Origin of the sequence: Ancylobacter terrae (assembly GCF_045108345.1) — a bacterium.
GTDB lineage: Bacteria > Pseudomonadota > Alphaproteobacteria > Rhizobiales > Xanthobacteraceae > Ancylobacter.
Map to the genome: position 1 here is coordinate 94,830 of NZ_JBJGXH010000004.1, position 12,973 is coordinate 107,802.

11 protein-coding genes are annotated in these 12,973 nt (G+C 68.0%); 9 read left to right on the top strand and 2 right to left on the bottom strand.

The window, feature by feature from the left end; translation table 11 throughout:
* Positions 1–54: 54 nt before the first annotated feature.
* From ACEUEL_RS18945 to ACEUEL_RS18980, 8 genes are all read left to right on the top strand, one after another.
* On the top strand, positions 55–519 hold the full coding sequence (locus tag ACEUEL_RS18945) for a MaoC family dehydratase (protein WP_405708689.1): 465 nt from the start codon (positions 55–57) through the stop codon (positions 517–519).
* A 78-nt stretch (positions 520–597) separates the two neighbouring features.
* Complete coding sequence (locus ACEUEL_RS18950; protein WP_405708692.1) at positions 598–1,545, top strand: bifunctional riboflavin kinase/FAD synthetase; 948 nt, start codon at positions 598–600, stop codon at positions 1,543–1,545.
* A gap of 70 nt (positions 1,546–1,615) precedes the next feature.
* Positions 1,616–4,687, top strand: a complete 3,072-nt coding sequence (gene ileS / locus ACEUEL_RS18955) for an isoleucine--tRNA ligase (RefSeq protein WP_405708695.1) — start codon at positions 1,616–1,618, stop codon at positions 4,685–4,687.
* A 7-nt stretch (positions 4,688–4,694) separates the two neighbouring features.
* Positions 4,695–5,207 carry a signal peptidase II gene (gene lspA, locus ACEUEL_RS18960; protein ID WP_405708698.1) on the top strand — a complete coding sequence of 171 codons (513 nt, stop codon included), beginning with the start codon at positions 4,695–4,697 and terminating at the stop codon, positions 5,205–5,207.
* 128 nt (positions 5,208–5,335) lie between these two features.
* Positions 5,336–5,965, top strand: a complete 630-nt coding sequence (locus tag ACEUEL_RS18965; RefSeq protein ID WP_405708701.1) for a hypothetical protein — start codon at positions 5,336–5,338, stop codon at positions 5,963–5,965.
* A 313-nt stretch (positions 5,966–6,278) separates the two neighbouring features.
* Positions 6,279–7,625, top strand: a complete 1,347-nt coding sequence (locus ACEUEL_RS18970; protein WP_405708704.1) for a M16 family metallopeptidase — start codon at positions 6,279–6,281, stop codon at positions 7,623–7,625.
* A 53-nt stretch (positions 7,626–7,678) separates the two neighbouring features.
* Positions 7,679–8,980 carry a M16 family metallopeptidase gene (locus ACEUEL_RS18975; protein WP_405708707.1) on the top strand — a complete coding sequence of 434 codons (1,302 nt, stop codon included), beginning with the start codon at positions 7,679–7,681 and terminating at the stop codon, positions 8,978–8,980.
* A gap of 109 nt (positions 8,981–9,089) precedes the next feature.
* Positions 9,090–9,941 (top strand): hypothetical protein, encoded by an 852-nt coding sequence (locus ACEUEL_RS18980; protein ID WP_405708710.1) that lies wholly within the window; start codon positions 9,090–9,092, stop codon positions 9,939–9,941.
* A gap of 40 nt (positions 9,942–9,981) precedes the next feature.
* Here ACEUEL_RS18980 and ACEUEL_RS18985 read toward each other — a convergent pair whose 3' ends face one another.
* Positions 9,982–11,286, bottom strand: a complete 1,305-nt coding sequence (locus ACEUEL_RS18985; RefSeq protein WP_405708713.1) for a DUF3422 family protein — start codon at positions 11,284–11,286, stop codon at positions 9,982–9,984.
* A 383-nt stretch (positions 11,287–11,669) separates the two neighbouring features.
* On the opposite strand from ACEUEL_RS18985, the gene ACEUEL_RS18990 reads away from it, so the two are divergent.
* Complete coding sequence (locus tag ACEUEL_RS18990) at positions 11,670–12,371, top strand: thioesterase domain-containing protein (RefSeq protein ID WP_405708716.1); 702 nt, start codon at positions 11,670–11,672, stop codon at positions 12,369–12,371.
* A gap of 39 nt (positions 12,372–12,410) precedes the next feature.
* Here the strand turns inward: ACEUEL_RS18990 and ACEUEL_RS18995 are convergent, their stop codons facing one another.
* Positions 12,411–12,809 carry a hypothetical protein gene (locus ACEUEL_RS18995; protein ID WP_405708718.1) on the bottom strand — a complete coding sequence of 133 codons (399 nt, stop codon included), beginning with the start codon at positions 12,807–12,809 and terminating at the stop codon, positions 12,411–12,413.
* Between the last annotated feature and the right edge of the window lie 164 nt (positions 12,810–12,973).

Here is a 12,973-nt window from a genome sequence, read left to right on the forward strand (position 1 = left end):
GCGGCGGATACGGACGCATGAGCACACTCGCGCCCCTTGCGAGGTGTCACTGCCATGAACGCGCCGCTCAATCTGAAGGCCATCCGCGTCCTCTATTTCGAGGACCTCACCGTCGGCCAGCGCGAGACGCTGATGCGCACGGTGATGGACGAGGACGTGGTCGGATTCGCCAAGCTGTCCGGCGACGACAACCCGATCCATCTCAACGAGATGTACGCGGCGACGACGCGCTTCGGCCAGCGCATCGCCCACGGCCTCTATACGGCGAGCCTGATCTCGGCGGTTCTCGGCACCCGCCTGCCGGGGCCCGGCGCGGTCTACCGCTCGCAGACGCTGAACTTCCATGCCCCGGTCAAGATCGGGGACGTGGTCTCGATCATCGTCGAAGTGGTCGAGCTCAACCCGCAGGGCCGGCGCGTGCGGCTTTCCTGCGAGGCGCTGGTCGACGGCAAGGTGGTGCTGGACGGCGAGGCGGAGGTCTCCGTGCCGCCGCGTCCCAAGGAGACGCCCGCCGGCTGAGCGTGGCGGAGATGTCGGCGCGGTTGACGCGCCCCCGCCTCTGCGCGAGCTTGCCGACCCCGAATGACAGCACCTCGCATGACCAGCCGCTCCCGCTTTCCCTTCACCGTCCTTCGCGACGGCGATCCCCTTCCCCCCATCCTCGCCCATCCGGTCGTCGCGATCGGAAACTTCGACGGGGTGCATCGCGGCCACCGGGCGGTGATCGCCACCGCCGTCGAACAGGCGCGCTCGCTCGGGCGGCCGGCGCTGGCGCTGACCTTCGAGCCGCATCCGCGCGCCTTCTTCCGCCCCGGCGAAGCCCTGTTCCGCCTGACACCCGAACCGATCAAGCTGGCCCGCCTCGCGGAGACCGGTCTCGACGGCGCGGTGGTGCTCGCCTTTGATGCGGCTCTGGCGGCAAAGGACGCCGAGGGCTTCGTCGCCGACATCCTGGCCGGACAACTGGGTGCCGCAATGGTGGTGGCCGGCTTCGACTTTCATTTCGGCAAGGGACGCGGCGGTTCACCCTCCTTCCTGCGGGAAGCGGGGCCGCGCCACGGTTTCCGAGTGGAAATCGTACCGCCGCTGCTCGACGAGGGCGCGCAGATATCGTCCAGCGCCATCCGCGCCGCCCTGGCGCAGGGGCGCGTGGAGCAGGCTGCCCACATGCTCGGCAGCCCGTTCGAGGTCGAGGCGAAGGTGATCCACGGCGACAAGCGGGGGCGCGAGCTCGGCTATCCGACCGCCAATATGCGGCTCGATCCGACGATCGCGCTCGCCCACGGCATTTACGCCGTCACCGCCGAGATCGACGGTGTGCGCCATGCCGCCGTGGCGAGCTTCGGCCGGCGGCCAACCTTCGACGACGGCGCCCCGCGGCTCGAAGTGTTCGTGTTCGACTTCGCGGGCGACCTCTATGGCAAGAGACTGCGCGTCGCCTTTCACGCCTATCTCCGGCCGGAGCTCAAATTCGACAGCGTCGACGCGCTCATCGTCCAGATGGATGCGGACAGCGCCGCAGCGCGCCGTGTTCTCGGGGCCTGAACCGGCCGAACGCGCGCTTGCACCGCCCTGCCGCTGCGCTTAAACCTCGCGGCGAGCGAAGGAGCGCGTCATGACGAGCCGCAACAGCGATGGTCGAACCGTGGACGAGGCGGCGAGCCCGGCTGGCCACGACTATTCCTCGACCCTGTTCCTGCCGCAGACCGACTTTCCGATGCGGGCCGGGCTGCCCCAGAAGGAACCGGACCTGCTGGCGCGATGGGCGCGGATCGGGCTCTATGGCCGCCAGCGCCAGATGGCCGCAGGCCGTCCGCGCTTCGTGCTGCACGATGGCCCTCCCTACGCCAACGGCAACATCCATATCGGCCACGCGCTCAACAAGATCCTGAAGGACGTCGTGGTGCGCTCGCAGGGCGCGCTCGGCCATGACTCCAACTATGTCCCGGGCTGGGATTGCCACGGCCTGCCGATCGAATGGAAGATCGAGGAAGAGACCTACCGCAAGAAGGGCAAGGTGAAGCCCGACTTCGCGGATGCGCAGGCGATGGTCGCGTTCCGGCAGGAATGCCGCGCCTATGCCGAGCACTGGCTCGACGTGCAGCGCGAGGAATTCAAGCGGCTCGGCGTCGAGGGCGACTGGGCGCACCCCTATGCGACAATGAGCTTCGACGCCGAGGCGCAGATCGCGCGCGAGATCATGAAATTCGCTACCAACGGGCTGCTCTATCGCGGCTCGAAGCCGGTGATGTGGTCGGTGGTCGAGAAGACGGCGCTGGCCGAGGCCGAGGTCGAATATCACGACCACACCTCGACGACCATCTTCGTGAAGTTCCCGGTCACCGGCTATCGCGAGCGCAACTCGACGCATGGCGGCGACCCGGCCGGCCTGCAGGCGCCGGAGAAGGCCGACGACATCCACCTGTTCCCCTCCTATGAGGCTGCCGCGATCGTCATCTGGACGACCACGCCCTGGACCATCCCGGGCAACCGCGCCATCGCCTTCTCGAAGGACGTCACCTATGCCGTCTACGAGGTGACCGAGGCCCCGGCCGACAACTGGGCCAAGGTCGGCGAGCACTTCATCCTGGCCGACAAGCTCGCGCCCGAGGTGTTCAAGGCAGCCCGCGTGACCGGCTATGAGCGCCGCAAGGAGGTTGATCCCACCCATCTCGTCTGCGCCCATCCGCTGCGCGGCGTGGAGGGAGCGGGAAGCTATTTCGACTTCTGCGTGCCGGTGGTGGCGGGCGACTTCGTCACCGATGACACCGGCACCGGCTTCGTCCATATCGCGCCCGGCCACGGCGCCGACGACTTCAACCTCTACATCGCCGAGAAGCTCGGCGAGGTCCCGCATACGGTCGGCCCCGACGGGCGCTATTACGATCATGTCCCGCTCTTCGCCGGCCACCGGGTGATGGACGACAAGGGCAAGGACGGCGACGCCAACGACGTCGTCATCAAGGCGCTCGCCGGCGCCGGTGCGCTGATCGCGCGCGGCCGGCTGAAGCACCAATACCCCCATTCCTGGCGCTCGAAGGCGCCGATCATCTTCCGCAACACGCCGCAATGGTTCATCGCGATGGACAAGGACATCGCGGCGGCAGACGGCACGACGACGCCCGGCGACACGCTGCGGGCCCGGGCGCTCGGCGGCATCGCCGGCGTCGACTGGGTTCCCGAGACCGGCCGCAACCGCATCAACGGCATGATCGAGAACCGGCCCGACTGGGTGGTCTCGCGCCAGCGCGCCTGGGGCGTACCGATCGCCGTCTTCGTCAAGGACAAGGGCGACGGCACGGTCGAGATCCTGCGCGATGCGAAAGTCAATGCGCGCATCACTGAGGCCTTCGCCAGCGAAGGCGCCGACGCCTGGTACAAGGAAGGCGCGGCGCAACGCTTCCTCGGCAGCGACTACAGCTCCAATGAATGGAGCAAGGTCGACGACATCCTGGACGTCTGGTTCGATTCCGGCTCGACCCACGCCTTCACGCTGGAGGTGCGCGACGACCTCAAGGTGGATCGCGCCTTCTCGGGCGGCCCCGACCGGGTGATGTATCTGGAAGGCTCGGACCAGCACCGCGGCTGGTTCCATTCCTCGCTGCTCGAGAGCTGCGGCACGCGCGGCCGCCCCCCTTACGATGTCGTGCTGACGCATGGCTTCGTGCTCGACGAGCAGGGGCGCAAGATGTCGAAATCGGTGGGCAACGTGGTCGCGCCGCAGGAGGTGATCAAGAACTCCGGCGCCGACATACTGCGCCTGTGGGTGTGCGCGTCCGACTATGCGGACGACCTGCGCATCGGCCCGGAGATCCTGAAGACCACGGTCGAGACCTACCGCAAGCTGCGCAACACGCTGCGCTGGCTGCTCGGCAGCCTGTGCCACTACCGCGAAAGCGAGCGCATCGCCTTCGCGCAGATGCCGGCGCTGGAACGCATGGTGCTGCATCGGCTGGTCGAGCTGGACGGCACGGTGCGCGAGGCCTACGCAGCGTTCGACTTCAAGCGCGTCCACGCCGTGCTGTCGTCGTTCATGACGACGGAGCTTTCAGCCTTCTATTTCGACGTGCGCAAGGACGCGCTCTACTGCGATCCGATCTCCTCGGTCACGCGGCGGGCCTGTCTCACCGTGCTGGACGAGGTGTTCCGGCGCCTTGTGGTCTGGCTCGCGCCGATCCTGCCGTTCACGGCGGAGGAAACCTGGCTCGCCCGCTATCCGTCGGAGGATGGTTCGGTGCATCTGGAGACCTTCCCCGAGACGCCCGCCAAATGGCGCGACGAGGTGTTGGCGGATGAATGGCGCCAGATCCGCCTGGTCCGCCGCGTCGTGCTCGGCGCCCTCGAGATCGAGCGCGCGGCGAAGCGCATCGGCTCGAGCCTCGAGGCCGCGCCGATCGTGCACGTCTCCGATCCCAACCTGTTCGCCGCCGTGAGCGCCGTCGACCTCGCCGAGGCCTGCATCACCTCCGACGCACATCTCATGCCGGACGAAGGACCGAAGGACGCCTTCCGGCTTCCGGACGTGCCCGGCGTCGCCGTGGTTCCCGTGAAAGCGGAAGGCCACAAATGCGCCCGGTCGTGGAAGATATCGCCGCTGGTCGGCACCGACCCGGATTATCCCGACGTGACGCCGCGGGACGCGCAGGCCCTGCGCGAACTGGCGACGGCACGGCGGGCCGCGGAATGACGCCATCGTGAGACTTCCTCTCACCGGACCGCTGACGCGCACCGGCGCCGTCTATGCCGTAGCGGCGCTGGCCATCGACCAGATCAGCAAGCTGGCGGTGCTGCACGGCGTCGATTTCGGCGAGAGCGGGATCGTGCATGTGCTGCCCTTCCTCGATATCGTGCGGGCCTGGAACACCGGCATCAGCTACGGCCTGTTCGAGCAGGGGATCGACGGCTGGTGGCTGCTCGGGGGCTTGAAGATCGTAGCGGCCGTCGTTTTCTGGATCTGGCTCGCCCGTGTCGAGCGCAGGACCGAGGCGGTGGCGCTCGGCCTGCTGATCGGTGGCGCGCTTGGCAATGCGATCGACCGCGTGGCCTATGGCGCGGTGTTCGACTTCGTGTCGCTGCACGCTTTCGGCTTCTACTGGTACGTGTTCAACCTGTCGGATGTCGCCATCGTTGCCGGCGTCGGCCTGCTCCTGTACGATTCCTTTTCCGGGCGCGCCGTAAATTCGCCGCCCTCCGATGAAACTCGTTGAACCTCGCTTCATCGACCCAAGGACTCCCTGCGGGGAGTTGCGTGCCGGGAGACAAGCTCATGCACGATGCCACGACGAGTGCGCACCATCCGGTTCGGGCCCGCGTCGGGACGTCTGCGCGTGGGGCCGTGATCGCCCTTGCCGGCGTTTCGCTCCTGATCTTCAGCGCCCCGCGCGCCTCGGCGCAGGAGGATCTCACCCAGACGATCCTGTCCAATATCGGCCTTGCCCCGCGCGATGCCCCCGATATCGACTATCGCGAGCGCGCGCCGCTGGTGGTGCCGCCTTCGCCCGACATGCTGCCGCCTCCGCGCGATGCGTCGACGGTCGCGTCCGATCCGGCCTGGCCGAAGGACGCCGACGTCAGCCGTCGCGAAAAGGAGCGGGCGGAGCAGAAGCGCAAGCCGCGCACGCAGATCGATGACGCCCGCGCCGATGCGAAGGCGCTCAGCCCGAGCGAGATGGCGCGGGGTCATGCCTCCCCCGGTGCGCGTCGAGCACCGGTGAAGCCTGCCGACGAGCAGAGAGACTGGCTGCACCCCAAGTTTCTCGACTTCACCGGGTGGGGCAACAAGAAGACCGAACAGCCGATGGTGTTCGCCGGCGAGCCCGACCGCGACAGCCTGACCCAGCCGCCGCCGGGCTACCAGACGCCGGCCACCAATGCGCCCTACGGCGTGGTCGAGGACCGCAAGGACAAGACCTGGTCGCCGTCGGACTGGTTCGATGCGAGCCAGAAGAACAAGACACGCAACTGATCGCGTGGCGTTCCTGATTGTGCGTCGCGTCGCCTCCTGAAGCGATATCGGAGGCGGCTTCCGGCATCGGCGTGCTTCGCCTACGTCGGGGGAACGGGATGTGCGCCCGTCCCTTCGCGATTGCCGCCCGAGCCGTTGCCGGCTCGCGTGACCGCGCCATGCCGGGTAACACGGGATTGATGCGGCTTCCGGACGATGATCCCCTATCTCTGATGATCATGGCCGCGGATCTCGTAAGTCCGCGCCGACGCTATCGCCCGCAATGTCCCGAATTCGGATAGGCTACGTGACCGGATCGACCACTGGAAAGCTGATGACCGCCCTGTTTATCGCCGCGGCCGGCGCCGCAACCGCGCTGGCCCCATCCGCGCTTGCCGCGCCCGCCGTCTCCGAATTCACGCTGCCGAACGGCCTGCAGGTCGTGGTCATCCCCGATCACCGTGCGCCCGTGGTCACGCACATGGTGTGGTATCGGGTCGGGTCGGCGGACGAGCAGCCGGGCAAGTCGGGCATCGCGCATTTCCTCGAACACCTCATGTTCAAGGGGACACAGAAGCACCCGGCGGGCGAGTTCTCGCAAGTCGTGGCGCAACTCGGCGGGCAGGAAAATGCCTTCACCTCGCAGGACTACACCGCCTATTTCCAACGCGTCGCGAAGGAGCATCTCGGCCAGGTGATGGCTTTCGAGGCCGATCGCATGACCGGCCTCGTGCTCACCGATGAGGTCGTGTTGCCCGAGCGCGACGTGGTTCTGGAAGAGCGGCGCATGCGCACGGATAACAATCCGGGCGCTCAGCTCGCCGAGGCCGCGCAGGCCGCGATGTACGCCAACCACCCCTACAGCCATCCGATCATCGGGTGGGAAGACGAGATCCGGAAGCTGAACCGCGAGGACGCGCTGTCGTTCTACAACCGGTTCTATACGCCGAATAACGCCGTTCTCGTCGTGGCCGGCGACGTGACCGCCGAGGATGTCCGCAAGCTGGCCGACCAGCACTACGGACCGGTTCCGCGGCGCTTCGAGGTGCCCGAACGTCAGCGGCCGACCGAACCGGAATCACGCGCCGAGCGGCGTGTCAGCCTCGCCGATGCCCGCGTCGCGCAGCCGAATTTCTCGCGTGCCTATCTGGTACCTTCCTACCGGACCGCCGACGGCAACGAGGCCGAGGCGCTCGACGTGCTGGCGCAGATTCTCGGCGGCGGCTCGACCGGCCGCCTCTATCGCAGCCTCGTCGCGGACCAGGGCCTCGCCGCCAATGCCGGCGCCTGGTATCAGGGGACATCTCTCGACGCCACGCGGTTCGGCGTCTCGGCCTCCCCGCGCCCCGGCGTCGAACTCGACAAGCTCGAGGCCGCAACGGACGCGGTGATCGCCGAGATTGCCGCAAAGGGCCCGGACGACGCCGAACTCGCCCGCGCCAAGACGCGGCTCGTGGCCGATGCGGTCTATTCGCAGGACAACCAGGCGACGCTGGCGCGCATTTACGGCGCCTCCCTGACGACCGGGACCGATATCGCGCATGTGCAGAACTGGCCCGAAGCCGTCAAGAGCGTGACCGCCGAGCAGGTCCGCAATGCCGCACAGCGCTTTCTTGTCGCGAACCGGGCGGTGACGAGCCTGCTGCTCAAGCCCGCGCCGGCCCCGGAGAAGCGCTCGTGAGATCGGCATCCAACCCCGCGCGGCTTCTTCTCATTCTTGCATCGGCCCTCTTCATGACCCTCGCATTGCTCTCGATCCCCAAGGCGCAGTCCCAGACCACCCGGATCCAGCGTGTCATCAGCCCCGGGGGTATCGAGGCTTGGCTCGTCCATGACACCACCCTGCCCCTCGTCGCCGTCGAGATCGCGTTCGTCGGCGGCGCGGCGCAAGATCCGGCGGACAAGCCGGGTGTCGCCAGCCTGGTGTCCTCCCTGCTGGACGAAGGGGCGGGCGAGTTCAATTCGCGCGACTTCCAGGACAAGCTCGCCGAAAAGGCGATCGAGCTGCGTTTTGACGCCTCGCGGGATACGCTGAGCGGCTCGGTGCGCACACTGTCCGAGAATCTCGATGCCGCGCTCGACATGCTGCGCCTGTCGCTGACCGCGCCGCGGTTCGACGCGGAAGCGATCGAGCGAATCCGGCAGGGGCAACTCGCCTCGCTGCGGCGGCGCTCCACGGATCCCTCGACGCTGGCGAACCTCGCCTGGTCGGCGCGGGCTTTCCCGAACCACGCCTATGGCCGCCCGGTGGACGGCACGCTGGAGAGCGTTCCCGCTATTGGCCGCGACGATCTCGTCGCCTATGCCCGCCGGGTCATCGCGCGCAGCAACCTGAAGATCGCCGTGGTCGGCGACGTCACGCCGGAGACGCTCGGCGCGGCTCTCGACCGCACCTTCGGGTCGCTGCCGGCAAAGGCCGATCTGGTCGCCGTGGCCGACATCCAGCCGCAAGGCCTCGGCGAGACGATCGTGACCGACATCGACGTGCCGCAGGCCTCGATCACGTTCGGAGGTCTCGGCCTGAAGCGCAACGACCCCGATTTCATTCCCGCCTTCGTGCTCAACCACATGCTGGGTGGCAGCGCCTTCTCCTCGCGCCTGTTCAAGGAGGTCCGCGAAAAGCGCGGGCTGGCCTACTCGGTCTACAGCCACCTCGCGCCGCTCGACCATACCGGCCTGGTCCTCGGCGGAACGGCCACGAAGAACGAGCGCGCGGGGGAATCGATCGATCTCATCAAGCAGGAATACCGCAAGCTGCTCGCCGAGGGGCCGACCGAGCAGGAACTCGCCGATGCGAAGAGCTACCTGATCGGCTCGTTCGCGCTGCGATTCGATTCGTCGTCGAAGGTCGCCTCGCAGCTGCTGCAGATCCAGATGGATGACCTAGGCATCGATTATATCGACCGCCGCAACGAGCTCGTCGCGGCCGTGACTCTCGACGACATACGCCGCGTTGCAGGCCGTCTCGCCGCCAACTCCGACCTGCTGGTCAGCATTGCGGGCCGGCCGACCGGGACGAACGCCAACGGCGGATGACAATTCCCGCCGCTTCTGCCACCCTGCCGCCCCTTTCGGCTGGCTGCCTTAGGGTGGAGTCGTGGGATCGCCGTCGAGGAGTGACCTGATGCATCGACCGGACGCGGGAATGCGCCTTCCCGCGCTTTTCGCCATAACCGCGACGCTGGCCGGGCTCTTGCTGGCTGGCTGTTCGGGTTCCGCACCGATCGGTCCGCTCGGCAGCACGAACACCAACCAGGGTTTCGCGGGCTCGACCATGGAAACCGTCACGGTCGCCGAAACGGCCCAGGCCGCGGGGGCCGGAGCGCCGGGCGATTCGGATTTCAACTGCCCGCCGGTCGAGGTCCGCTCGGGTGCGTCGGCCTGGCAGGTGAACGAGAAGCCCGATGGCGCGCTGCGCTATCAGGTCTCGCTGGGCCAGCGGGCCCGCGAGTGCAAGTTCACGACGCCGGACATGCGCGTCCGCGTCGGCATTCAGGGGCGCGTCCTCGCCGGCGCGGCGGCGGCGGGAACCGGGGGCTCGCTGACCGTTCCGATCCGGCTTGCCGTGGTCGAGGAAGGCCCCACGCCGAAGCCGGTGTGGACCAAGCTCTATACCGTGCCGGTCCAGATCGGCCCCGGTGTGACGCAGCTCGATTTCAGCTATGTGGCCGAGGACGTCACCTTCCCCCGACCGCAGCCGGCGATCCTCGACAAGTACGTCATCTATGTCGGCTTCGATCCGCAGGCCGGCGCGGTTGCGGAAACCCGGGCCAGGCCGAAGCCCGCCGCCCCGCGTGCGAGTGCGCCCGCCCAGCCCAAGCCGGTCGCGGCGCGGCCCAAGCCGGCGGCCAGCACCGCCTCCGCCGCGGCGGAATCGGCTCAGGCCGCACCGACCCAGGTGCGCGTCGCCCCTCCCGCCCCGGCTCCCGCTGCCAGCCACGAGAACACGCAATGGATCGGCGCTCCGGCGCCTTCCAGCGGCGGTTTTTCGCAGTAATCCGCCACACGGCGCCGCCCCTCGTTTCAGGCGGCGTCCGTCAATCGTCGCTGTGGCCGCGCCGGATGCGGCGAACGACCGACCAAATGATCAGCGCGACAAGAGGCACGGACAACGCCGTCGCGATACCGACATCGTAGTGGATGCCGGCCGCTTCGAGTTCGCCGTGGAACCCTTCCAGCACGTGGTGGATCAGGCTCACCACATAATAGGTGATGGCCGCGACCGAGAGGCCTTCCACCGTCTGCTGCAGGCGCAGCTGCATGCGGGCACGGGCGTTCATGCTGGTCAGCAGATCGCGGTTCTGCTGCTCGAGTTCGACATCGACCCGCGTGCGCAGCAGGTTGGCGGCGCTTGTCAGCTTCACCGACAGATTGGCCTGGCGGTGCTCGATGCCCTGGCAGGTGCGCATCGCCGGCTGCATGCGGCGCGCCAGGAACTGCTGCCAGGTGGGGAAGCCCGGCACCGGTCGCTCGCCGATCGTCTTCAGCCTCAGCTTGACGATCTCCTCATAGGCGCGCGTAGCCCCGAACCGGAACAGCGAGGCTGCCGCATCGGCCTCGAGCTCCGCCGCCAGCGAGGTCAGCTCGTCGAGCAGACCGTTGTTCGCGGCGAGTCCCTGCGAGCTCTTCATCGCCTCGGTGAGCGCGCTGAGCCGCCCTTCGATCCGGGCGACGGTCGGCGCCAGTGCCTGCGCCTCCGGTAGGCCGAGCAAGGCCAGGGTGCGATAGGTCTCGACCTCGAGGACGCGTTGTACCAACGCTCCGGCGGCGTCCGGGGTGAGCCCACGGTCGCGCACCAGAATGCGCACGAAGCCCGACGGGTCGGGCTGGAAGTCGGTGACGATCTCGGCGAGCCCGTCCTCGACATCGGACCGCGCGAGGCTTGAGCGGTCGAACAGCCGGTCGAGCGGCAGGGCGTCGGCCGTGTCGGTCACCAGATGCAGGTCGACGGCAACCAGCAGCGGGCCGGGCGGGGGCAGATCCGAAAAAACCGAGGCGAGGCTGCCGGCGGAGGGATGGAACGGCAGGCCGCCTTCAACCAGATCCTCGGACGGCAGCTCCCAGGTGTAGGTCGTGAACTCCGCGTGCCTCTCCCAGCGCAGCGTCGCGCCGCCGAAGGCGACGCGATGATGCTTGGCGCCGGATGGCGGCAGCGGCTGCCCGCGGGAGGCGCACAGCGCCTTGAAGGCGGCGCGATCGGCCAGAGCCTGTTCGCGATCGACGATGAAGGCCGCGTGCAGGATACGGGCCGGGGTCGGGATCGGGACAAAGGGCCGGGCGTGCAGTTCGCCCAGAACGGCCGAACGCAGGGGATGTGGGGCAAAGCCCGCAACCTGCAGCAACGACCGGTCTGTTCCGGTCGACTCGCTCTCGCCCGTCACGCCCACTGCTCCCTCGCCGGCCGGAACCTCCGGCTCCGAAGTGGGTTGCACGGCCGGGGGGCGTTTTCAAGCCTCGGCAGGCGTGGCCGATGACCTCGTGCCGGGGTCGCGGGGCCACCTGCCCGTAGGGCTGCTGTTGCGTGTCTGCATCACGATCGCGTCAACGGGGCGACGCTCGAAAAAGTCGATTGCCACGACGAACGGCGCAGGAGAAACAGGATGGCTGTGTTTGGTGAGGTGCCAAGATGATGCGGTTTGCGCGCGCGTTCCTGGTCGTTGTCTTCGGTGCAAGCTTGCTGGTTCTGGCAGGCCCCGCATCAGCGCAGACGAAGCCGCAGCCCCGCGTGGGACAGGTCTACCTGCTCCGGGGCCTCGCCAACATCTTCTCGCTCGGCATGGACGACCTCGCCCGCAAGCTCAATGAGCGCGGCATTCCGGCGGCGGTCTATCCTTATACGGAGTGGAAGACGCTGGCGGCCACCGCCGCCGCCCGCTCGCGGCAGGCCGGCGGCAAGGGCGCGCCCGTCATCATCATCGGCCACTCGCTCGGTGCCGACGCGGCGGTCTACATGGCCAACCGCGTGGTCGAGCTCGGTGCGCCCGTCCCTCTGGTCGTGACCTTCGACCCGGTAACGCCGACCGTGGCTTCTCCCGCGATCGGAAAGGTAGTTAACTACTATCAGGCCGGCGGCTCGGGAAAGCCGGTGAGCGGCGCTCGGGTCAGCAATATCGACCTGACCCGCACCGGCGGCCTCAGCCACTTCAACATCGAGAAGGCGGCCAACCTGCATGAACAGGTGATCGCCATGATCATGAAGCCGACGGCGCCGACGGCCCGCAAGCCGCGGCCGAAGCCGGCGACCCCTCCGGCTTCGGCGATAACGGGCACCGATACGCCGGCGGCAAGTCCGGTCTCAGCCAGCGCTCCGGCGCCGGCCGCCAGCACGGCAGCCGCGACGGGCGGAGCTGACAGCGCGCCCGTTGCCAGCCCCGCCGCCGCTTCGGCACCGGCATCGGCCGAGCCCAAGCCGGCGGCGCCGATGTGAATCGCGGCGGCCGCATCCGATCAGCCCGACGGCCCCCGGCTACGCCTTGTCGACCGTGACGACCTGGAAGGTGTGCAAAGCACCGTCGTCGTCGCGGATCGAGACATATTCCCCGGGTTGGAAAGCGTGGTCGGCGAACCGGAAGCCGGCCTCGTCATCGTCCGTATCCGCCGCGTTGTAGTCGAACACCCAGGTTGCCCCCTGGCTGCCGCCCGCGCGATGGACGAGGCGGCCGGTCTCGGGGGCTTCATCGCCCCAGAAGCGCCGCACCGTGCAGGCGCTACGGCTTTCCCGCCAGGCATCGAGGTCGATGCGACCGGCGGCGTCGAGCGGGGCGACGAACTCGTATCCATGGCGACTGCTGCCCTCGGGATGGTCTTTCGACCGGGCAAGGTTGAGCCGGATGCGCTTCAGTGCGCTGGTTCTGGCGTGGTCCATGGGACGGCTCTCCTGACTGCGGCTGCGGAATGGCGGCGTTGACCCATCGCTGCAAGACATGATCGCGGCATTGATCCTGCGCAAGACGGGACGAAACGAGGCGGACCGTGTTTCGGACCGATGGCAACGCGGTCGGTTTTCGCTTTAGAATGGCGCCAACAAAC

Excerpts from the sequence above, each read along its gene's own strand:
- ileS (WP_405708695.1), top strand. The coding sequence starts at position 1,616 with ATGACGAGCCGCAACAGCGATGGTCGAACCGTGGACGAGGCGGCGAGC.
- ACEUEL_RS18975 (WP_405708707.1), top strand. The coding sequence starts at position 7,679 with ATGACCCTCGCATTGCTCTCGATCCCCAAGGCGCAGTCCCAGACCACC.
- ACEUEL_RS18950 (WP_405708692.1), top strand. The coding sequence starts at position 598 with ATGACCAGCCGCTCCCGCTTTCCCTTCACCGTCCTTCGCGACGGCGAT.
- ACEUEL_RS18970 (WP_405708704.1), top strand. The coding sequence starts at position 6,279 with ATGACCGCCCTGTTTATCGCCGCGGCCGGCGCCGCAACCGCGCTGGCC.
- ACEUEL_RS18945 (WP_405708689.1), top strand. The coding sequence starts at position 55 with ATGAACGCGCCGCTCAATCTGAAGGCCATCCGCGTCCTCTATTTCGAG.
- ACEUEL_RS18995 (WP_405708718.1), bottom strand. The coding sequence starts at position 12,809 with ATGGACCACGCCAGAACCAGCGCACTGAAGCGCATCCGGCTCAACCTT.
- ACEUEL_RS18980 (WP_405708710.1), top strand. The coding sequence starts at position 9,090 with ATGCGCCTTCCCGCGCTTTTCGCCATAACCGCGACGCTGGCCGGGCTC.